This is a genomic window from Acinetobacter kookii, from assembly GCF_900096895.1.
GTDB lineage: Bacteria > Pseudomonadota > Gammaproteobacteria > Pseudomonadales > Moraxellaceae > Acinetobacter > Acinetobacter kookii.
In genome coordinates this window covers 169,923-191,767 of the sequence record NZ_FMYO01000005.1, presented here as the reverse complement: position 1 = coordinate 191,767, position 21,845 = coordinate 169,923, and the positions used below count along the sequence as shown (strand labels likewise).

General features: G+C 43.4%; 21 protein-coding genes. 12 read left to right on the top strand and 9 right to left on the bottom strand.

The window, feature by feature from the left end:
* The 3 genes from BLP85_RS09490 to rimI all read left to right on the top strand — a co-directional run.
* Nucleotides 1-95: EF-Tu C-terminal domain-related protein (locus BLP85_RS09490; protein ID WP_005240168.1), on the top strand; the 95-nt coding region annotated here is incomplete at its 5' end.
* A gap of 336 nt (nucleotides 96-431) precedes the next feature.
* Nucleotides 432-1,313 (top strand): metal-dependent hydrolase, encoded by an 882-nt coding sequence (locus tag BLP85_RS09485; RefSeq protein ID WP_092819853.1) that lies wholly within the window; start codon nucleotides 432-434, stop codon nucleotides 1,311-1,313.
* Nucleotides 1,314-1,415: 102 nt separating this feature from the next.
* Nucleotides 1,416-1,874 carry a ribosomal protein S18-alanine N-acetyltransferase gene (gene rimI / locus BLP85_RS09480; RefSeq protein ID WP_092819852.1) on the top strand — a complete coding sequence of 153 codons (459 nt, stop codon included), beginning with the start codon at nucleotides 1,416-1,418 and terminating at the stop codon, nucleotides 1,872-1,874.
* 11 nt (nucleotides 1,875-1,885) lie between these two features.
* Here rimI and BLP85_RS09475 read toward each other — a convergent pair whose 3' ends face one another.
* The 3 genes from BLP85_RS09475 to trxB form a co-directional block, all read right to left on the bottom strand.
* The gene (locus tag BLP85_RS09475; protein WP_092819851.1) at nucleotides 1,886-2,701 is read right to left on the bottom strand and encodes an arginyltransferase; all 816 of its coding nucleotides are present in this window, start codon (nucleotides 2,699-2,701) and stop codon (nucleotides 1,886-1,888) included.
* A gap of 22 nt (nucleotides 2,702-2,723) precedes the next feature.
* Nucleotides 2,724-3,455 carry a leucyl/phenylalanyl-tRNA--protein transferase gene (gene aat / locus BLP85_RS09470; protein ID WP_092819850.1) on the bottom strand — a complete coding sequence of 244 codons (732 nt, stop codon included), beginning with the start codon at nucleotides 3,453-3,455 and terminating at the stop codon, nucleotides 2,724-2,726.
* Between the two features lie 113 nt (nucleotides 3,456-3,568).
* Entirely contained in the window at nucleotides 3,569-4,522 is a 954-nt protein-coding gene (trxB, locus tag BLP85_RS09465) for a thioredoxin-disulfide reductase (RefSeq protein ID WP_092819849.1), read from the bottom strand.
* A gap of 284 nt (nucleotides 4,523-4,806) precedes the next feature.
* On the opposite strand from trxB, the gene BLP85_RS09460 reads away from it, so the two are divergent.
* Both BLP85_RS09460 and BLP85_RS09455 read left to right on the top strand, forming a co-directional pair.
* The gene (locus BLP85_RS09460) at nucleotides 4,807-7,908 is read left to right on the top strand and encodes a DNA translocase FtsK (RefSeq protein ID WP_092819848.1); all 3,102 of its coding nucleotides are present in this window, start codon (nucleotides 4,807-4,809) and stop codon (nucleotides 7,906-7,908) included.
* A gap of 153 nt (nucleotides 7,909-8,061) precedes the next feature.
* Complete coding sequence (locus BLP85_RS09455) at nucleotides 8,062-8,964, top strand: AEC family transporter (protein ID WP_092819847.1); 903 nt, start codon at nucleotides 8,062-8,064, stop codon at nucleotides 8,962-8,964.
* 81 nt (nucleotides 8,965-9,045) lie between these two features.
* Here the strand turns inward: BLP85_RS09455 and BLP85_RS09450 are convergent, their stop codons facing one another.
* The 6 genes from BLP85_RS09450 to BLP85_RS09425 form a co-directional block, all read right to left on the bottom strand.
* On the bottom strand, nucleotides 9,046-9,333 hold the full coding sequence (locus tag BLP85_RS09450; RefSeq protein ID WP_086196432.1) for a PA4642 family protein: 288 nt from the start codon (nucleotides 9,331-9,333) through the stop codon (nucleotides 9,046-9,048).
* 196 nt (nucleotides 9,334-9,529) lie between these two features.
* Nucleotides 9,530-9,802 carry a cell division topological specificity factor MinE gene (gene minE / locus BLP85_RS09445; RefSeq protein ID WP_086196431.1) on the bottom strand — a complete coding sequence of 91 codons (273 nt, stop codon included), beginning with the start codon at nucleotides 9,800-9,802 and terminating at the stop codon, nucleotides 9,530-9,532.
* 3 nt (nucleotides 9,803-9,805) lie between these two features.
* The gene (gene minD / locus BLP85_RS09440; protein ID WP_086196430.1) at nucleotides 9,806-10,618 is read right to left on the bottom strand and encodes a septum site-determining protein MinD; all 813 of its coding nucleotides are present in this window, start codon (nucleotides 10,616-10,618) and stop codon (nucleotides 9,806-9,808) included.
* Nucleotides 10,619-10,684: 66 nt separating this feature from the next.
* Nucleotides 10,685-11,416 (bottom strand): septum site-determining protein MinC, encoded by a 732-nt coding sequence (gene minC, locus BLP85_RS09435; RefSeq protein WP_092819846.1) that lies wholly within the window; start codon nucleotides 11,414-11,416, stop codon nucleotides 10,685-10,687.
* 122 nt (nucleotides 11,417-11,538) lie between these two features.
* Nucleotides 11,539-12,591 (bottom strand): hypothetical protein, encoded by a 1,053-nt coding sequence (locus BLP85_RS09430; protein WP_092819845.1) that lies wholly within the window; start codon nucleotides 12,589-12,591, stop codon nucleotides 11,539-11,541.
* An 18-nt stretch (nucleotides 12,592-12,609) separates the two neighbouring features.
* Nucleotides 12,610-13,533: an acyltransferase gene (locus tag BLP85_RS09425; RefSeq protein ID WP_092819844.1), complete on the bottom strand. Its 924-nt coding sequence runs from the start codon at nucleotides 13,531-13,533 to the stop codon at nucleotides 12,610-12,612.
* A gap of 248 nt (nucleotides 13,534-13,781) precedes the next feature.
* On the opposite strand from BLP85_RS09425, the gene BLP85_RS09420 reads away from it, so the two are divergent.
* From BLP85_RS09420 to BLP85_RS09390, 7 genes are all read left to right on the top strand, one after another.
* Nucleotides 13,782-14,432, top strand: coding sequence for an OmpA family protein (locus BLP85_RS09420; protein WP_092819843.1), 651 nt, complete (start codon nucleotides 13,782-13,784; stop codon nucleotides 14,430-14,432).
* 135 nt (nucleotides 14,433-14,567) lie between these two features.
* Entirely contained in the window at nucleotides 14,568-16,607 is a 2,040-nt protein-coding gene (locus BLP85_RS09415; RefSeq protein WP_092819842.1) for a UvrD-helicase domain-containing protein, read from the top strand.
* A 51-nt stretch (nucleotides 16,608-16,658) separates the two neighbouring features.
* Entirely contained in the window at nucleotides 16,659-17,111 is a 453-nt protein-coding gene (gene dut, locus BLP85_RS09410) for a dUTP diphosphatase (protein WP_092819841.1), read from the top strand.
* A gap of 455 nt (nucleotides 17,112-17,566) precedes the next feature.
* Nucleotides 17,567-18,991 (top strand): phosphomannomutase/phosphoglucomutase, encoded by a 1,425-nt coding sequence (locus BLP85_RS09405; protein ID WP_092819864.1) that lies wholly within the window; start codon nucleotides 17,567-17,569, stop codon nucleotides 18,989-18,991.
* Between the two features lie 10 nt (nucleotides 18,992-19,001).
* Nucleotides 19,002-19,910: an acetylglutamate kinase gene (gene argB, locus BLP85_RS09400; RefSeq protein WP_092819840.1), complete on the top strand. Its 909-nt coding sequence runs from the start codon at nucleotides 19,002-19,004 to the stop codon at nucleotides 19,908-19,910.
* Nucleotides 19,911-20,059: 149 nt separating this feature from the next.
* A complete protein-coding gene (locus BLP85_RS09395) occupies nucleotides 20,060-20,854 on the top strand; it encodes a GNAT family N-acetyltransferase (RefSeq protein ID WP_092819839.1) in 795 nt (264 codons plus the stop codon).
* 83 nt (nucleotides 20,855-20,937) lie between these two features.
* Nucleotides 20,938-21,786: a class II glutamine amidotransferase gene (locus BLP85_RS09390; protein WP_092819838.1), complete on the top strand. Its 849-nt coding sequence runs from the start codon at nucleotides 20,938-20,940 to the stop codon at nucleotides 21,784-21,786.
* Nucleotides 21,787-21,845: the final 59 nt, after the last annotated feature.

Genomic DNA, 21,845 nt, shown 5'->3' with positions numbered 1-21,845 from the left:
TCCACCCAATCGCAATGGACCCAGGTCTACGTTTTGCGATCCGTGAAGGTGGTCGTACAGTTGGTGCTGGTGTTGTTGCTAAAGTAACTGCATAAGTATTAATTGTGTGAAAAAAAGCGTCCTTCTGGGACGCTTTTTTTTATTTTATTCATTCATTTTTTAAAATTCATCTTGTATAGCCTTGCCTTATCTCTTGCAGCAAAGAAGTGATTTGAGGCAGTGCCTTTTTTCCTGCGTCGAAAAAATAATTTCGCTTATTGTGTTTTTCTCTTGGGTCGGAATAAAGCAGCGCTTTATTTCTCCTCATGTCCTAAACTGATATTTTCCTGACCTTATCTGCCCTTATAGCAAGTTTTTAAACACGTAATATAACAATCAAGAAAAACAAAAGTGAATTTAGCAATGTATTTGCTAGATAGGAGTAAAGCATCATGAATGCAAAGGTCAATATAAACAATCGTGCCGGTGCGAGTTTTCCTGTACGCCGCATGAACTTTGATTTTGAACAAGTTCCCGAATACTGGATGAATGGTTCAGCCGGTTTGACACACTTTATGACAGCACTATCAGCTTTGTTTCCCGCAGGTGAAAAATTCTTTATCGACAGTGTTCGCGCTGTACGTCATCATCCTGCCTTAAAAGACAATATAGAGTTACAAAAGGAAATCTCCGCCTTTATTGGTCAGGAAGCCATGCATACTCAGGAACATGTGGGCTTTAATGCCTCGGCACAAAGATATGGGCATGATGTGGAGACCTTGGATGGTTATACCGATAAAGTAATTCAGACCACACGTAAATTGATGGCAAAAATAGCTAAACCTGTGGGGATTACTCAGGAAATGATTGATCTGACTGCAACCACGGCACTTGAACATTTTACCGCGACCATTGCATCGCAGCTCTTAACCAATTCATATATTCAGGAACTCATGACCGATGAAACCATGAAAACCATGTGGATGTGGCATGCGATTGAAGAAAATGAACATAAGGCCGTGGCATATGATGTATTTGAGGGAATATTCGGTAAAGGCTTGAAGTTATATGCACTGCGTACATCTTCATTGGTGATCGCCATGGCAACTTTATTTGTGGTACAAAGTTATTTTCTGGCACGTCTTTTAAAGCAGGATCAACAGCTTAACTTTAATTCGCTGCGGGAAATTTATAGTTATGCCTATAGTCCATCAAAAGGCGTGATTAGTGGTATGGGGAAGGAAATGCTGTTGTATTTTAAGCCGGGTTTCCATCCGAATGATCTGGACACTCATGCTTTGCTCGAAAAATGGAAAGCGAATTTAGGCTTTTAAGCGGAAATAACATAGAGCGATAGTGATCGCTCTTTTTTTTACTCGATTTTTATCACAAAGTTTTTATAATGCGAGGGTTAATTTTATATAAGAAGAACGAAGATGATTCGTTTGATGCAAGCTGCAGATGTATCTACAGTGGCAAAGATTGAAAGATTGGTCCAAAGCCATCCCTGGACTGTTAAACAGTTTGAAGAAGCTGTAACGGGTTATCAGAGCACAGTGATTGAACAAGACGGTCAGGTGGTTGGATTCTGTATTTTACAGCCTGTGCTGGATGAAGCCAATTTGCTGTTAATGGCAATTGATCCGTCTCAGCAGGGCAAAGGTCTGGGTTTTAAGCTACTGGATGCATCGCTTGCTATGCTGAAAAATAATCCCGTACAAATTTTTCTGGAAGTACGGGAGTCTAATACTCCTGCAATCAAGTTGTATGAAAAAGCAGATTTTCATCAAATCGATTTACGCAAAAATTATTATCCCAATCCGGATGGATCAAAAGAGCATGCCATCATTATGGTGAAAGCATGCACTGATGATTTTGCAAGTTTGTTTAAATAGGAATGGCGGCATTACTTGATGATGGGGTTGTTCCAGCCCGAAGGTAATGTTGTCATGAGGGAGTTGCCCAATTGCTGAATTTCTTCCTGGTTGAGCAAGCGGTTTAAACGTCGCCATTGCCCATCAATCAACAGTTCCAACGGCACATATTGAGATTTGTAGTTCATTTTATCGGAGTGCGGAACCCAATAGCCGAGATAGACATAAGGCAAAGCCAAAGCTTTGGCATGTTCAATCTGTTTAAGTACGGCAAAAACACCCAGTGAGCGCCGGCTTTCCTCAGGATCAAAGAAGGTATAGACCGCAGAAATTCCGTCATCTAGCGGATCGCAGCTGGAAACACTCAGCAGTTTGTCATCTTTCCAGAATTCGAGAAAAAAACTGTCTGTACAGCTATGCACTAAAAATTTTTCGAATTGATCCAGACTTGGCGGGAACATATCGCCATCGGCATGACGTTCATTGATGTAGCGTTCATAGAGTTGATAGTGAATGTTGGTCGCATCGGCGGCGCGGGTAATTTTAACCGTCAGATCCTGATTGCGTTTCCATGCCTTCTTTTGTGCATTGTTCATTTGAAAGTCGGAAACAGGTACGCGGCAAGATAAACATTGACGGCACAGGTGGCATTCAGGACGATACACAAAATCGCCACTGCGACGAAACCCCAGACGTGAAAGTTCAGACAGGCTGACCACATCAATGCGATGGGCAGGATCTAAAAAGACCATTCGCGCCGATTTATTTTCCAGATAACTACAGCTATGCGGTGGCGTAATGTAATACTGTAAATCATTGAGCAGGGACTTTGGGTGATACGAGTTCATGGCAAGATCCCTCTTGTATTTTTCATTCAATTAATTTTGCGTTTTGCGCTATTGTTTTACTTGAAAATACACCCTCCTGATATTTTTTCCAATCAATAGCAGGCTGTTTTACAACATCTTGTAACGAATTAAGATACGCTTGGCGAGAAAGTGTACAGGCCCCCAGGCTTAAAAGATGATCATTGACCAATTGACAATCAATCCAGGGCAAATTGTTTTCCTGACCGATCAGCATTAAAGTATAAAACGCCATTTTTGAGACATCGGTTTGCGTGCTAAACATGGACTCACCAAAACAGCCGTGTCCAATGGTCACGCCATATAAACCGCCAACCACTCTATTTTCATCCCATACTTCAATGCTATAGCCATAGCCGGCTTCAAACAGCTCGCAATACCCCTCAATAATGTCTTCTGAAATCCAGGTGTCATCTGCATAGCTGCGCGGCAGGGCACAAGAACGGATGACCCGTTCAAAGGCCTGATTGACCGTGATTTGATAGTCAAACTTTTTCATATTTCGAATTAAGGATTTACTGGGATGATAATCCTGCGGGCGGATAATGCAGCGTGGTTCGGGACTCCACCAGCAGATCGGTTCACCTTCAGAAAACCACGGAAACAGGCCATGGGTGTAGGCTTCAAAAAGCGTAGAAGGGGAGAGGTCGGCACCTATGCAGATTAGTCCCTCGCCATCGGGATCAGCCTCGATGGGATCGGGAAAAATGAATTCTGAGGGGGCTAATGGATGCATGCGATTCAGCCTGAACGAAAAGGGTAACTGGCAATAAACACTTAAGATTTTTATCATACAAAAAAAAACCGCCCCAAGAGGACGGTTTTTTGAGTTGAATTGATTTATTTCAATCATTCACCCAAGGCATCAAGGTATTTTTCAGCATCCAGTGCAGCCATACAGCCTGAACCTGCTGAAGTAATCGCCTGGCGGTAAATACTGTCGGCAATATCGCCTGCAGCAAATACACCCGCTACAGAGGCAGCAGTGGCATTACCTGCAGTACCGCTTTGTACCTGGATATAACCGTCACGCAGGTTAAGTTGACCTTCAAACATGCTGCTATTCGGTTTGTGACCAATGGCAACAAACAAGCCCGTAACGTCTACATCCTGTTTAGAGCCATCTTGGGTAGACTGTAGGCGTACAGAAGTTACGCCGCTATTATCACCTAAGACTTCTTCCACCTGATGGTTCCAGATAATGCTGATTTTGCCTTCTTTTTCTTTAGCAAAAAGATGATCTTGAAGGATTTTTTCAGAACGCAATGAATCACGGCGATGAACCAGTGTTACATGTGAAGCAATATTCGATAGGTAAAGCGCTTCTTCTACAGCAGTGTTGCCACCACCGACCACCATCACTTTCTGGTTTTTATAGAAGAAACCGTCACAGGTTGCACATGCGCTTACACCTTGACCCATGAATTTAGCTTCGGATTCAAGACCCAGATACTGAGCCGTTGCACCGGTTGCAATGATGAGGGCATCACAGGTGAACTCTTCCATGTCGCCTTTTAAAACGAACGGGCGAACGCTTAAATCCACTTCGTTGATATGGTCATAGACAATGTCGGTGCCAAAACGTTCGGCATGGGCTTGCATGCGTTCCATCAGGGCAGGGCCGGTCAGGCCTTCCGGATCACCCGGCCAGTTGTCAACTTCAGTGGTTGTCGTGAGTTGTCCACCCAGTTGCAAGCCTGCAATCAGGGTAGGCTTCAAGTTTGCACGCGCTGCATAGACCGCTGCGCTATAGCCAGCAGGACCCGAACCTAAAATAATCAGTCTTGAGTGACGTGCGCTCATCCGCTGCATCCTTTTTTATTTAGAAATTTGTGGAATTATACGTGAAACTGTATAACAGTGGTGTGCGATTAAAGTCGATATTATTGATCATGCAAATCGATTTGAGCTATATAGAACAACAGTGCTGTGCTAGATATTCAATCTGGTATATTTCTAAGCAGCGGCCACTACATAATATTGCATCTTTTTTTGTGGAACAGGTGCATAATACGCGTTTATTGTGAAACTATTTTGTCTTAGTTTCTTACAAAAACATGAATGAAAAATTGGTTACAGGACAGTATATGACTGCGGTGTCGAGTGTTTATGCACAGCGCTTAATAAAGACATTATTTTTAGTCTCATTTGGAATTTATTTATTCCTTGCAACAGTGACCTATACGCCTTTTGATCCGGGCTGGATGCACATTTCCAGTGATACCCAGCAGGTGTCGAATGCCAGTGGGGTTGCCGGGGCGTGGATCGCAGATTTACTGTTCGGTTTTTTAGGCTGGGCAAGTCTGCTCATTCCAATTTTTCTGTTTGTTGAGGCAATTCAGGTCTGGTGGCCGTATAGTTTTTTGAATAAGCCGTTTCGCTATGCTGCACAGTTCTTTATTTTGCTGGCGACAGCAAGTTTGTTGTATCTGTATTGGCAGGTGCCGGCAGATACGCTGGACAATTCGTCGGGCGGTATCATTGGGTATGAATTGGGGCAAAGCCTTACCCAGATTTTAACCATTTATGGCGCAACCCTTTTCCTGCTGCTGTTCTGGTTTGTGTTATTCACCTTTGCATTTGGGGTGAAGTGGAACAAAACCTGGGACACCCTCAGAGCAATTCCTGCCTATTTACAGGACTTATTTTATAAAAATGTGCCGGAAGCCGAATCTGCATTTGACCGGACAAATCCTGAAGTCAAAAAATCATTGCTAAATAACAAGCAAAAAACAGCCACAGAAAAAGTAGCAGTAGTCGCCGAACATAAGGAAGTAGAACTATCCCCAATCGTTCGAGATCCGGCTGCAGAGCGCCTGTTTAATGACATGGTTGAAAGAGAGCAGTCTGCACAGCAACAGCTGATGGATGATGAAGATGAGGCAGAATTTGAACAGATTTTAGAAAAGGCCCATCGTCTGGAACAGAATACACAGCGTGTCGTGGCTACAGGTGAAGTCTGGCGTGCCTTACATTCCGATGACAACCAGAAACATAAACAGGATATTGATGCACTGTTAAAAGCGGCTGAAGAATCTGGGCCTCATACACCACATGACCATTTACAAGCCTTTGTTCATGAGCAACCTGTCGCAACAACTCCCCAGACCTCGAAGCAAAACCTGGATTGGGACGATGACGAAATCTTTGACGAATTGCTTGCCGCTGTGCCGGGTGGAAAAACGGCTACAGATGTTCATACGCCATTTAATCCTGTAAATCCGGAACCCGCAGCAGTTATTCATGAAGAAAAGATGGTGACGGCGGCATCTATGAATATTGCGGCATCACCACAACTCAACAGTACGCCCAAAAATAGCGCATTGGATGACGAGTTTGATGAGCTGGATGATCTGCTGGTCGATGATTTACCGGTAGATAATTTACCGGTAGATAATTTACAGATAGATCAGTTGGAGCCAGCGGCACCTGTGGCACGTACCACGAGTAGTTATGCTCAATCCTCAGCCTTTGTACGTGCAGAAATCAATACTCAATTGCAGTCGCAATCCACCATTTCCGAAGATGAAAAGGCCTTGATTGCTTCCAACAAAGATGCCTTCCGTGAAGTTTGGCAAGAAACGGCTGGAAAACCTGTCGACGAGTTTGAATTGGATGAGGATGATTTTGATCTGGATGCGCCTTTAACCGATGCAATGGGCCGCCCGATGTCACGTGCCATGCAGGTGGCACAAAAACGTCGCGATTTGCCGCCTTTGCCGGGTCTGGAGCTGCTGGATGAAGTTGACCCTAACAAGAAGGTGAATTTCACTGCCGAGCAATTGGCCCGTTTATCTGAACTTCTGGAAATTAAACTGCAAGAGTTTAATGTAAAGGCCAAAGTGATAGAAGCACAGCCCGGTCCTGTGGTGACGCGTTTTGAGCTGGATTTGGCACCGGGGGTAAAAGCCTCTAAAGTGACCAATATTTCACGTGACTTGGCACGTTCGATGTCGATGGCCTCAGTACGTGTAGTCGAAGTCATTCCGGGTAAGCCTTATATCGGAATTGAAGTGCCGAACAGCAGCCGTGAAATGGTTCGTTTGATTGAACTGGTCAAAACACCAAAATTTGAAGATCCAAATGGCATTCTTTCCATGGCCATGGGCAAAGATATTTCGGGTAATCCCGTGATTACCGAACTGGGTAAGGCGCCGCATATGCTGGTTGCCGGTACGACCGGTTCGGGTAAATCGGTTGCGGTAAACTCGATGATTCTGTCGATGTTATTGAAGTACACGCCTGATCAGTTGCGTCTGATCCTGATTGACCCGAAACAGCTGGAACTGGCGAACTATAATGATATTCCGCATTTATTGACGCCGGTCGTGACCGACATGAAAGATGCGGTCAGCGCCTTAAACTGGTGTGTGAATGAAATGGAACGTCGCTATAAGCTGATGTCTTTTCTGAAGATCCGTAAGCTCAGCGACTATAACCGCAAAGTCGAAGAAGCAATTGCCAATGGTGAAGAACTGTTTGATCCTACCTGGAAAGCCAGCGAATCGGTTGTTGGCGAACGTGCACCGCGTCTGACTCCATTGCCGTCCATTGTGATTGTAGCGGACGAATTCGCTGATATGATCATGCAGGTGGGTAAAAAAGCGGAAGAAATGATTACCCGTTTGGCGCAGAAATCTCGTGCTGCGGGAATTCACCTGTTGCTTGCGACCCAACGTCCTTCGGTGGATGTGATCACCGGTTTGATTAAAGCCAATATTCCAACCCGCGTAGCACTGCGTGTGAACTCGAAAATTGACTCGCGGACCATTCTGGATGCTGGTGGTGCAGAGGACTTGCTAGGTCATGGTGACATGCTGTTCCTCGGCCCAGGCAAGATTGAACCCGAACGTGTGCACGGCGCCTTTATTGCCGATGACGAAGTGAACCGTATTTGTGATGCTTGGCGGGAGCGTGGTGAACCAAATTACGTGGATGAGATTCTGACGCCTTATGATGAAGAGCCTACTTCACGTGGTTTTGAAGAGGGTGATGGTGGTTCAGACCGTGATGCGCTTTATGACCAATGTGTATCTTTTGTGCTGGAAACCCGCAAGGCATCCACTTCTTCGCTACAGCGCAAGTTTAGCCTGGGTTATAACCGTGCTGCACGTATCATTGACCAGATGGAAGAAAATGGCATTGTCAGCGGTATGGGTGCCAACGGTAAACGTGATATTTTAATTTAAGTGTAAATATCTTCCAAAGGCCTGCAAATGCAGGCCTTTTTCTTGCGCAGAATTGGAAGATATCAGGTAAATTAAGTGAATATTCATGAAAAACAAAAGTATTATGCAGCTCAGGAAAAGACTGAAATATTTCATTAAGGATACAGATAGAGCATGAATATTGTCATGGCGCTATTTCCATTGATCATTTTGATTGCAATGGGATATCTACTTAAACAGACGCGTTTTGTCACAGATGAATTTTGGGGAAACTCGGAAAAGCTCAATTATTTTATCTTGTTTCCTAGCTTGCTCTTTTTGAATTTATCTCATGTCGAGCTGGATATGGCTACCGTGTCGAGCATGCTGGGAATCTTGATCCTGATAATCTTGCTGGCAGCGATGGCTCTTTTTGTGGTCAAAAAAATCTATAACATTCCGGTACAGCGTTTTGGCGTGTATATGCAAAGCCAGGTGCGCTTTAATACCTATATCGGCCTGTCGCTCATGGCATCTTTATTTGGACCGAAAGGCATGCAAATGTTTGCCATGCTGATCGCTGTCGCGATTCCTTTAGTGAATATTTTATCGGTACTGGCATTATCGACCTTGAGCTGGCAAACTCTTGGAAAAACCGTTATTTCGATTAGCAAAAATCCGTTAATTCTCGGCTGTATTGTAGGTGTAGGTTTTAATCTTCTGGATTTGAGCGTCATGCAAAGTGTTGAGCAGCTATTTAAACTGCTGGCTGCCATGAGTTTGCCTTTGGGCTTGCTGTCAGTCGGTGCAGCACTGCAATTTGATCAGTTCAGAACAAATATCTATCGTTTATTGATGAATGTGTTTGGGCGTTTGCTCATCATGCCCATTTTGGCATTTGCAGTATGTTGGGCTTTTCATCTAAGTCATTTAGAGCGCATGATTCTGGTGGTGTTTTTTAGTTTGCCGACCGCTTCTGCCTCTTATATTCTGACCCGGGTGTATCAAGGCGATCATCAATTAATGGCGGCCGTGATTAGCTTGCAGACCCTCTGTTTTGCCGTGACTTTTCCTGCATTGATGCTATTGCTGGCTTAAAATAAAACGCTTAAAAGAAAATGAGTTTAATAAAAAATACCTGGCTGTTCTATGCAAACAGCCAGGTATTTTATGGATTACTTAAGCAAACTTGGCAAGTACTTCCAGGAAGCCTTCGCTTTGACGCGGGTACTGTGCAATCACATCATGAATGCGTTGACCTTCAGGATTGGTGGCATTGACATCACGGCCATCGGCAACGAATTGAGTCAGTAAACGCTCATAATCATTTGGACGCATATGCTTGAATGCATGATAAAGCACATGAAAATCAGCATTCACGCCTGCAGGAGGTAGCTGAGTTAAGTAGGCAAATACACGCTCATCTGACCATTCTTCATTGAACGTTGCTGGCTGAGATAATGCCATCGCAATCTCCTTGGTATACTGATTAAAAAAGGCAAAATATGAGGCTAGACCAGCAAACTTAAAGCACTGCTTTAAGGCTTTGCCTAGTCGCAAGACTTGAAGCTATGCTTCAAGTGAGCTGAATGGGATAAAATACCAGTTCAGCAAGCCTCATATTTTGCCTTGATTCAATTTGCTTGACTAATCAAAATTCGGATTATCGCTCTTCAGGCAAATTGATATTCATTTCTAACATTTCAATATTGGCTTCAGAACGAACCGACATTTGAATGTGCTGTTCATCCACGCCACGGACATAACGGTTGACCACCTGCATGATTTCTTTTTTCATGAGGTCAATCTTTTCCTGGCTTAAGCGTTTGCCTAAACCTTGTTCAGAGGCAACAATAACTTTTAAGCGGTCTTTAGCCGTCTGTGCGCTTGATGGTTTATCCTCACTACTAAACAGTTTACTCCAGAATCCTGCCATTTCTTACGCTCCAAATAGTCTTGCCAACCAACCTTTAGGTTTGACTTCAATGTGACGGTAAGGACGTTCTTCACCCAGGAAGCGTGCTACAAGGTCATCATAAGCCTGACCCGCAGCTTCTTCAGTAAACAGAATAACCGGTTTACCTTCGTTAGATGCTTGCAGTACGCTCTTACATTCAGGAATAACCCCCAGTGTAGGGACACGTAAGATATCTTTAGAAATATCGTCAATGGTTAACATTTCTTGTTTATCGGCACGTTCAGGGTTGAAACGTGTAATACAAAGATGCTTACGGATACGACCTTCGTTTTGTTCTACTTTTTTGGTTTTGCTGTCAAGCATACCAATAATGCGGTCAGAGTCACGTACCGAAGAAATTTCCGGGTTGGTCACAATGATCGCTTCATCTGCATGGTACATGGCCATGATGGCACCGCGTTCGATCCCCGCAGGTGAATCACAAATAATGTAATCAAATTCTTGAGAAAGTTCATCCATAACACGTGCAACACCTTCATCGGTCAAGGCATCTTTGTCACGGGTTTGTGATGCAGGCAAAATGTATAAATTTTCAATATCTTTGTCACGAATAAGCGCTTGTTGAAGACGCGCTTCGTTATTTAATACATTCACAAAATCATAAACAACGCGACGTTCACAACCCATGATTAAATCCAGGTTACGTAAACCCACGTCAAAGTCGATCACAACAGTTTTGTGACCACGAAGGGCTAAACCTGTTGCAAAAGATGCACTTGTAGTAGTTTTACCTACACCACCTTTGCCTGATGTTACGACAACAATTTTCGCCACCGAATCCACTCCTGTTATGGTTCAAACCCCTTTTTAAATATGGGGCTTTTGGTGTTTATTTATACATTAAAACTCGAGAACTTCAAATACAAGTTCTTGATGATCATTCAAGTAAATATGGACAGATTTTTTCAGGACATGTGGTGGAATGTCATCCGCCACACAATATGTCCCTGCAATCGATACCAGTTCTGCTTCCAGGGAATGGCAGAAAATACGTGCTGCACTGTTCCCGCCTGCGCCGGCGATGACTCTACCACGTGCGCTACCATAAATATGTATATTTCCTGAAGCAATGACTTCAGAGCCGCTATTGATCCCGGCATTGAGAATAATATCGCCATGATCCTGGACCAGGCATTGACCGGTACGCAAAATTTCATCGTGATAAGAAGTCACATGGCTGATGACACGACTTGGTTTTGCAGGCGCTTCGTCGGTGTCTTGGGTTGGGGCAGGCTCAACTTCAGGCTTGGCCTCAACCACTTGTTCTTTCGTGGCTTTAATCCGTTGTAAGGGTTTGTTGTCTGCGGGCAGAATAGGAAACTGAATGGCACGGGCTTCATTGGAAAGAATGCCGTCAATCACGCCCATCGGCTGTAAGTCCAGACTGATCAATAACTGAATCAGTGCGATCAGCTCCTGTTCTACCGTGCTGTCAATAATGACCAGCGTGCCATGAGAAGCAGTCTCTTGAAGCATTTGAGTCAATTGCTGGCGGATTGCATTGTGATCATTGGTGTCAAAAGTTAATCGGGTAAAATTAACCATTCTGCCTGTAATCCGTATATCAGCCATAATTATTCCTTAAGACTTCTGACTCATTAATTTTATGTCGAAGTGATGTTGTAAATAGAGCAAATGCTAGAACAAATTGCAGCTTTTCTCTAGCCACGTTTTCAATATTTTTAATCTCATGATCATTCTTTAACTTGATCATGCTGTTCCAGAATTTGTTGCCATTGTTTTACTTTTACTTGCTTGCGAATGGCTTCTAAACTCTCAAAAACAGCCGATTCCACCAGTTTTTCCACATGAGTATTATTTTCAAATTGTATTTGGCTGATTTTATTTGAAATTTCTAAATATGCCAGATTTTTTTCATTTTTATGACCATAGGCAAAAGGTTCAATCAGCCCCAGCGTGATGTTTTCTCCCAAGCGTTGTCCGATGCTTTGGATCTGTTGTTCTATGCGCCCTCCGACAATCGGAATCAGGCGCAATAACTGGGTCAGTTCAGGAGTGTCTTCAATGGCGCGATTGACAATGTCGCCGACATTTTCAGCAATCATGATTTTTTGCGCTTGCAGCTCTTTGCCCAAAGATTCTTGCAAAATATCCGCCAGGGCAGTGGCAAACATGTCACGGTGATGGGCAACCAGATCTTCAATCAGTTTTTTATGTGTGGTACTGGTGGAAAGTTCACGTTTTATGCCATCTAAAACCGTAAGTACAATACGGCTGGTGAGTTCTTCAAGCAACATGTGGTAATAAAATTTGGCCCGCCGATACCAGGCGTCCGGAATGACTTTATAACCATGCTGGTACAGATTGTAGCCGATGGCCCCGGCGCGTAATAAACGTAAAAAACGCAGCTGCGGAATAATCGATAGAATTTCATACCAGTGTATAAAAGGAAAGAAAAACCAGCGTTTATGATGCTGCGCAATAATCGCAATGGCCCAGCGAACCAGCAGTTCAATCACCAGAAAACTGGTAAACCAGCTTTCGGTAATGATAACCCAGGGACGCAATGAGTTACGGTAAAATTGCAGCAGTTCAGGAAGATGAATGAAGTCAAACAGCCAGCCGCCAAAATCACTCATCAGGATGGCATTGGCACTGAGACAGAACAGGTTAATGATGATCAGAACCATCATGAAAATGTCATAGCCCAGTGCGACTTTCCATCCCCAGGTGCCTTTTTTCACAAAAGAAAAGGTGGGGGAGGTGATCTGGTCGTCTTGCTTCATTTTTTTCCTTGCGTGTGTTTAAGCTTTTGCTGCCAACTCTTGCTGCATGCGTTCAATCAGCTGGTCTTTTTCAGTCCATAGCGCATGAACCCATTGCTGAAAACGTTCACGATATTCAGCATCATCTTCATAATTACCGCCTAATACCCAGCCTGGAATTTCAATTTTACGCAAATTCACCGCAATGCGATTGACTTCGCCTAGCCAGAAATCGCCATAACCCGGTGCCCCATCCGGATAAACAATGGTCATGTCAACCAGCGCGTCAATCTTGTCGCCTAAAATATTCAGCGCCAAAGCCAACCCGCCCGCTTTAGGTTTAAGTAAATGTTTGTAAGGGGATTGCTGCTGCGCATGTTTCTCTGGCGTAAAACGCGTACCTTCCAGATAGTTCAATAAGGTAAACGGCTGACTTAATAACTGTTCACAGGCTTTACGCGATTCTTCCATGTCACGGGTTTTCAGTTCCGGATTTTTGGCAATCTGTTCCTTGCTATGACGCTTCATCATCGGGAAACCTAAAATTTTAAAGGCTTGCCCGACAAAAGGAATAAAGATCAGCTCCCACTTGGTAAAGAAACGGGTCAGCGGCATGCGGGTTAAACCAAAGTACTGATTTACTGTAGTATCCACCCAGCTTTGATGGTTACAGGTCATCAGGTAACGGCCTTGCATACTGAGCTCTAAACCTTCTTCAATCGTGATATCCCACTTTAAGTTGGGCAATATATGCTCGATTAGCCAATTGTTGACACTGAGCCAGCTGTTGGTAATTTTAATGTTGGTTTCATCTACTTTACGTGATTTTTTAATGAGTTTGGTTAGTCCCAATGCGAGTACGGGTGGTCCATGAAAAAAAGTGCTTCCGGTAATGACCGAACCGACAGTAAGCCCGCGAGATATTTTTTTTAATATCGGTTGCTTGGTATTTTGAGATGACATATAAAAAACGGCCTTAAAAGAAAATCATCGAAGGTTTTTATTCAGTATTGAATATAATTGCAGAATTTAAAATAAAAAAGTCTATTCATACAAGTATGAAGAAATTGTGCGGAAGTTATTCTTAAGATCCGCAATAAATATTACAAAATGTAACTAATGCATGTATTATTTACAAAAAATCAATGGTATGCCCATTTTTTTTAATTCATTATTCCACCATACGATAAAACACAAGAAGGAGGCATGCGATGCGTGCACTAGCAATTTCAGCAGCGGTAGCAGGGGCATTAGTTCTATCTGGCTGTCAAACTGCCGGTAGTACAGGCGGTATGGAATACGATAAAACAGCAATTGGCGCATTGGTTGGTGCAGCTGCTGGTTATGGTATTTCTAAAGGTAATGCAAATACAAGCGCGCAAAATAACCGTGCAGCTGCAATTGGTGCAGTAGTAGGTGGTGCAGCGGGTGTTTACCTTGACAATAAAGAGAAAAAATTACGTCAACAAATGGCGGGTACTGGTGTAGACGTTACACGTAATCCGGATGGTTCGGTTGGCTTGATTATGCCGGGTAACATTACTTTTGATACCAACAAGTCAAATATCAAACCTAACTTCTACGCGACTTTGAACAAGGTTGCGCAAACACTGACTGAAGACAACAAGAGCGGTATTCTTGTAACAGGTTATACAGACAGCACTGGTAATGACTCGATTAACATTCCATTGTCTCAAGCGCGTGCTCAATCTGTAGCGAACTATCTTGCCGGTCAGGGCGTGGCACGTACGCGTATTAATGCACAAGGTCAAGGTTCAGCGAACCCGATCGCATCAAATGCGACTGCTGAAGGCCGTGAACAAAACCGCCGTGTAGAAATCAGCATTTACGCGGTTCAATAATTCTTCATGAATCCATGCTGAATTGAAAAGACCACCTTCGGGTGGTTTTTTTATGAATGTCAAATTTGTATTTTAGGTTATGCAAGTTTGGCGCAGATGACTATAATCGAGCTCCAATCAATACGAGGAAATACTATGTCGTCGGCAAGTCAACTCAATGACAAGCAACTTGAAGCCATGAAATATACTCAAGGACCCTTGTTAGTACTTGCAGGGGCTGGTTCAGGTAAAACCTCGGTGATTACGCGAAAAGTCGCGCATCTGGTTAAGAATTGCGGTATTCCGGCGCATCGTATTACTGCCATGACCTTTACCAATAAGGCAGCACGCGAAATGAAGGAGCGTGTGGGTAAATTATTGTCTCGTGAGGAAGCCAAAGGTCTGTCCGTTTCGACCTTCCATACCTTTGGTCTGAATTTGCTGCGATTGGAACTGAAACATACGCCGTTAAAAAATAATTTTTCTATTCTGGATGCCGATGATTGTAAGCGCATCCTGATGGATTTAATGCACCGTGATAATTTGTCGGGTGCAGAAAGTAAAGAGCTGATTGCCAAAGCCATGAAGATGATTTCGGACTGGAAGAATGACCTGATTCCACCGGAACAAGCTCACACCACCTGTGAAACCGCCGAAGATGTACAGTTTGCGCATTTATATCAGCTCTATGAGCGTAACTTGCGTGCCTATAATGCGGTGGATTTTGATGACCTGATCGTGATGCCGACCCGTTTGTTGCAGGAAAATGCCGAAGTTCGGGACAAATGGCAGAACCGGGTGCGTTATCTCTTGGTCGACGAATATCAGGATACCAATACGGCACAGTATATTCTGGTGAAACTGTTGGTCGGGGTGATGGGACAGTTCACGGCGGTAGGTGATGATGACCAGTCCATTTATGCATGGCGCGGAGCAAAGCCTGAAAATATGGCTTTGTTGAAAGAAGATTTTCCGAATCTAAAAGTCATTAAATTAGAACAAAATTACCGTTCAACCAGCCGTATCCTGAAGGCTGCAAATACGGTGATTGGCAATAATCCGCATATCTTTGATAAAAAGCTCTGGTCGGATAAAGGTCACGGTGAAGTGATTCGCGTAATTACCTGCCGTAATGATGATGATGAATCCGAACGTGTGGTCAAGGATCTGATCACCCATAAATTGATGAATGGGAAAAACTGGAAAGATTACGCGATTTTGTATCGGGGCAATTTTCAGGCCCGCATTTTAGAAACCCAGCTGCGGCAAATGCAGATTCCCTACAAGCTTTCTGGCGGCCAGTCTTTCTTTGCGCGCGCAGAAATTAAAGACATCATGAGTTATTTGCGTCTGATTATTAACCCTGAAGATGACAGCGCATTTTTACGGATTATTAACACGCCGAAACGTGCCATTGGTCCGGTGACTTTGGAAAAATTGGGTCTGTTTGCGCAAGAAAATCACTTATCGCTGTTGGCAGCAGCAGGCGATCAGCGTTTAACGATGGCAATTCCGAAAAAAGCCACTACACAACTGGCTGAGTTTGCCGATTTTATTGGAAATTTCACCCGTAATCTGCTGGATGACGACGAGCCTGTACCCATTATTCGCCAGATGATGCAGGAAGCGGGATATATTGATTACATTAAAGAAAATGCAGCAACGCCAGCGCAGGAAAAAACCAAGCTGGATAATATTGAAGTGCTGTATAGCAGTATTCAAAGTCTGATTAACCGAGCCGAAGATGTTGATGACAAGAATATTGAAAGTGTGATTCGTAAAATGGTACTGCTGGATATGCTCGAGCAGCAGCAGGAAGAAGAAGATACCGATAAAGTCAATTTGTTGACTTTACATGCATCCAAAGGTCTTGAGTTTCCTTATGTGTATCTGATTGGTCTGGAAGAGGAAATTCTGCCGCATAAAAACTCGATTGCAGCCGAAACCGTGGAAGAAGAACGCCGTTTGATGTACGTGGGCATTACCCGTGCCCGTCAAGGCTTGACCATTACGCTGGCCGAGCAGCGCAAAGCGGGCGGCCAGATGAAACAGATGACACCAAGCCGTTTCCTGGATGAATTGCCGCAAGATGAGCTGGAATGGTTGGGTCGCAAGAAAAAACTGGCCGGCAATATTGACCCCAAATTGCAGGCCCAGCATTATCTGGAAAATTTACGTGCGCTGATCAAGCGTTAATTCACCATTTAAACCATGCAACATTTAAACCATACAATTAGGAAAAAACAAATGAAAGTTCAAGTGAAAGTACTCGATACACGTTTAGGTAATGAATGGCCGATGCCTACCTATGCGACTTCGGGTTCAGCAGGTTTGGACTTGCGTGCTTGTGTCGATGAAGCGACTGTGATTGAACCGGGTCAAACAGTATTGGTAAAAACCGGTTTGGCTATTTATATTGAAGATACAAATTTTGCCGGTTTAATTTTGCCGCGTTCAGGTTTGGGCCATAAACATGGGATTGTTTTAGGCAATCTAGTCGGTTTAATCGATTCAGATTATCAAGGTGAGTTGATGGTATCGGTCTGGAACCGTAGCCAAACAGCATTTACCTTGCAACCGGGTGAACGTTTAGCGCAGTATGTACTTGTTCCTGTTGTTCAGGCGCAGTTTGATATTGTCAATGAATTTGAAGCAACAGAACGTGGTGCTGGCGGTTTTGGCCATACGGGTAAAAGCTAAACCTTGATTTAGTATAATTGAATAAAGCCTGATAAATACAACAGTGGGATTGGTCTGTGTCAGGTTTTATTCTTAAATCTGGATAGGGTGAATAAAATATTCCTTATAAAACAAAGAATCAGCAATCATCTGATTTCAAAACTATAAGTCTGATTTGAATATGGGTGTATACTCGGAATAATGTTTTTATTGTTTTTGTAGATAATTGTTTTTAAATTAAATTTATTTGAATACTTTTGTTTTTAAGCAGCATAAATTATATATTTATCAACAAAATAGCTAATCCATTAAGTAAATTTGTAAAAATTTTTTACCATTGCTTAAAAATATGAAATGCTTTTAGAATGTTAATCTTCTCATTTAATAAGATGATGCCCTGGTTGTGAATACTGAGCTAATCCAGCATGCCATAAAATTTTTATTTTATGGGTTATTCTAAAGTAGAAAATGTCATCATGAATTTTGAAAATAAAAAATTCCCAGCACAAATTTTTCGTGCCTATGATATTCGTGGAAAAATATCATTTTTGACTCCTGAGCTTGTCAAAGCCATTGCCTATGGATTGGTGATGCAATATCAAAAGTCAGGACAGACCCAACTGGCTATTGGGTATGATGCGCGCTTGACCAGTCCCCAATATGCAGAAATCATCAGACAAGTGTGTGCAGAAAAAGGGCTGCATGCCACAATTATTGGTTGTTGTTCGACACCACTTTTATATTTTGTTGCCCGTCAGTTTGACGGTAATGGCATTATGCTCACAGCCAGCCATAATCCTAAAACAGATAATGGCGTGAAGTGGATTATTCAGGGCGAACCGCCTTGTCCAGAGCAGATTCAACAAGTGGCTGTCGCAGCTCGTTCGGTTTTTAATCCAGAAGAAAAAATACTGATTGAACCGATTCAACATGAAATTGTGGTGAAGTACTGCCTTGAATATCAACATGCGCTATTAAAAGATATCCAGCTAAAGCGACCTTTTAAGGTGGTACTGGAGGGTCTGAATGGTTCAGCCGGACGCTGTGCGGCTTTGGTGCTAAAAAAAATGGGCTGTGAACTGATGCTCATTCGCTGTGAGGCCAATGGCCATTTTCCTGATCACGAACCCGATCCGTCACAAGAGAAAAATCTGGCAGAGTTAAAGCAAGCCGTGCTTGAACAGCAGGCCGATATCGGTATTGCGCTGGATGGCGATGGCGACCGGGTGGTGTTGATTGATGAACATGGCACCACAATCTCTGCAGACCGGTTGTTGTCGCTATTTTCAGAAATGTGCCTGAAAACGCATCCGGGTCATGAAGTGGTTTTTGATGTCAAATGTTCGACCATGGTGGGAAATACCGTGCGTCACCTGGGCGGTCAGGCCAAAATGATCCGTACCGGAAGTTCTTTTTTACGGACCTATATGTCGCAGTCCCAGGGCAAAGCCGTGTTTGGCGGAGAATATGCAGGTCATTATGTGTTTAATGACGGGCGCGGTTTTGGCTATGATGATGGCTTGTATGCTGCATTAAGGGTACTTGAATATCTTGGCCAGCAGGCTGATTTAACCCTGTCCCAGGCCTTAAAGGCATATCCAGAACGTTGTTGCACTGAAGATACCTATATCAGTACGCATAATATGGAGCCGAAGGCAGTATTGCATGACGTGGAAATGAAAAGTCAGGATTTTGGTGCCCAGTTAAGTAAAATTGATGGGGTACGACTTGATTTTGAAGATGGATTTGGCATTATTCGAGCATCGAATACCGGCGAATATTTTACAGTGCGTTTTGATGCGGATAATCCTGTAAGATTAAACGATATTCGACATACATTTGTTTCCATGTTAAGTGACCGATATCCTCAAATCGCACAAGACATTTTAGATGCTCAATAAGGAGAGGCGAATGCCATATCAACATACCGGCCTCGACAAAGCACAAATTTTGACAGAAGCTTTGCCGTACATTCAACGTTTTGCAGGCAAGACGCTAGTAGTGAAATATGGTGGCAACGCAATGACCGATCCGGAGCTGGAAAGCTCGTTCGCGCGTGACATTGTATTGTTGAAAACGGTCGGTTTAAATCCAATCGTGGTGCATGGTGGCGGTCCACAAGTCGATTCGTTCTTGAAACAGTTAGGCCGTGAATCTGACCGTATTGATGGCATGCGCGTCACTGACCCTGCAACCATGGAAGTGGTGGAAATGGTCCTGGGCGGTAGCGTGAATAAATCCATCGTCAATCTGATCAATCAACACGGCGGTCGTGCCATTGGTCTGACCGGTAAAGATGGTAACCTGTTACGTGCCCAGAAGTTATTGATGGAAAAAACTGCTGAAGATGGCACAGTCAAGCAGATTGACCTTGGTCTGGTGGGTGAAGTGGTTGGGGTGAAAACCGACGTTCTGGAAATGTTTACCCAGGGTGATTTTATTCCAGTCATCGCACCGTTGGGTGTAGATGAAGAAGGCAATACCTATAACATCAATGCCGATTTGGTGGCGGGTAAAGTGGCTGAAGCTTTAGGCGCAGAGAAGCTTATTCTTCTGACCAATATCACCGGTGTACTCGACGAAAATAAAAACCTGCTGACAGGCTTGACCACTCAGGAAGTCGACCGTTTAATTGAAACCGGCGTGATTTATGGCGGCATGATTCCGAAAGTGGGCTGTGCACTGGATGCTGTCAAAGGCGGTGTAGTGAGCGCGCATATTGTGGATGGCCGTGTTCCACATGCCACTTTACTGGAAATTTTTACCGATCACGGGGTAGGTACTTTAATTACCAACCGCACTCATTCGAAAAAGGTTTAATCGGAACGACCCTTTGCAATAAATTGTAAGCTAATATAAATAAGCCTCATTTTAATGAGGCTTTTGTTTTGGATTTGTTGTTATTTGATCATAATAATGTCATCTTGATTGCCTAGTGTAGAACAATAACAAAAGCAAGGTCTTATAAAATGTTTGATCAGTTGAATAAATATGATAAAAATTCTGAATTTCCCTTTCAAAAAGGTTTGGTTACAAGCTCTCCATATAAGTTTGAATGGATTGAAGATTTAAAAACTTTACAGGAAGCTCAGCGTTTCCGGGCAGTGCAGTTTTCACAGCAGTTTGGCATTCAGTTTGAATCTGGCCTGGATCAGGACTTGTATGACTTTGGCTGTGAACATGCAGTATTGCGGGATAAATGGAGCAATGAAATTGTTGCTTATACGCGCTTAAAACTGTTTCAAGGCCATGAATTAAAACAGAGCTATAGTCAGCAGGAATTTAAAATTGTTCAAGCGTTCAGCCACTTGGATAATATTGTCGAAATCGGGCGAACTTGTGTGCACTCGCGTTACCGCTCTGGAAAGGCTCTTTCGGTACTATGGACAAATCTGCTACCTAAAATCGTGGAGGAGATGCGGGCCAAGTATTTAATTGGTTGTGTCAGCATTCGCATGCAAGGCAATGAGTCACGGGCGTATTATACTCATCAGCATATCAAGGCATTGCCGCAGCAATCTATCTGCAATATTCAGTCTCAGCAGGTATTTGAGCCGCCATACCCGCAGTATAGTTTCCAGCAGGATGAACGCATTCCAAAACTTTTTGATGTTTATCTGAACATGCAGGCGCAATTGTCCACTCAGGCTTTTTATGATGAAGCTTTTAATTGTCTGGATTATTTTGTCTATCTGGAAGTAAATCAGCTGACTAAAAACTTTATTCTGCAGAAAAAATCAGAACTAAGTCTTGAAAATGCATAAGAAACCTTGATTTTGCTGTTTGTAATGGGCAAAGGAGTAATGCAAAATAGCATGGTGGTGGATTAAACAGATGATGAAGACTTATGTGCCAGTTACTCGGAATGAATTGTGCTACGCCCACGGATGTAACTTTCTCGTTTCGTGGTTTTTCTCAGCGTGCTGGCATTACATCAGACCATTGTGATGGTTTTGGCATTGCTTTTTTTGAAGATAAAGCCTGCCGGCTTTTCGTCGATAATCAATCCGCAGTTGAATCACCGATTGCTGAACTCATTCGTAATTATCCCATTAAATCACGCAACGTGATTGCACATATCCGTAAAGCCACTCAGGGTAAAATCAATCTGGAAAATTCGCATCCCTTTAGCCGTGAGCTTTGGGGGCGGCAATGGATTTTTGCCCATAATGGCGATTTACACGACTTTAATCCAACTTTATCGGGTCGTTTTACTCCGGTCGGCAATACCGACAGTGAGCGTGCGTTCTGTTATTTGTTAGACCAACTTGTGCTTAAGTTTGGTTATCATGAACCCAAACTCGATCAGGTGTTCGATTTATTGGCAGAGGTTTCTCCAAAAATAGCCGAACATGGCACCTTTAATTTCTGCCTGTCGAACGGTCAGGCATTATTTACTTATGCGATTACCAAATTGCACTGGCTGGTACGTGAATATCCTTTTAAACCGGCACAATTGATTGATCTCGATGTTGAGGTTGATTTCAGTCAGGTGACGACACCAGAAGATCGTGTCGCCGTCATTACCACCGAACCTTTAACCCAAAATGAAACCTGGACCGCATTTGTGCCAGGAGAGATGATTTTATTTCAGGATGGCCGACCGGTTCGCAAACAGCAGACTCATGTTGAACGCTTGGAACGTGAACGCTTAAATCCGGCATTGAAACGAATCACCAAGGCTGATCAATATTAGTAATATTCATTCCCCAGGTATAAAAAACACCCGATATGGATTCCTATCTGGTGTTTTTT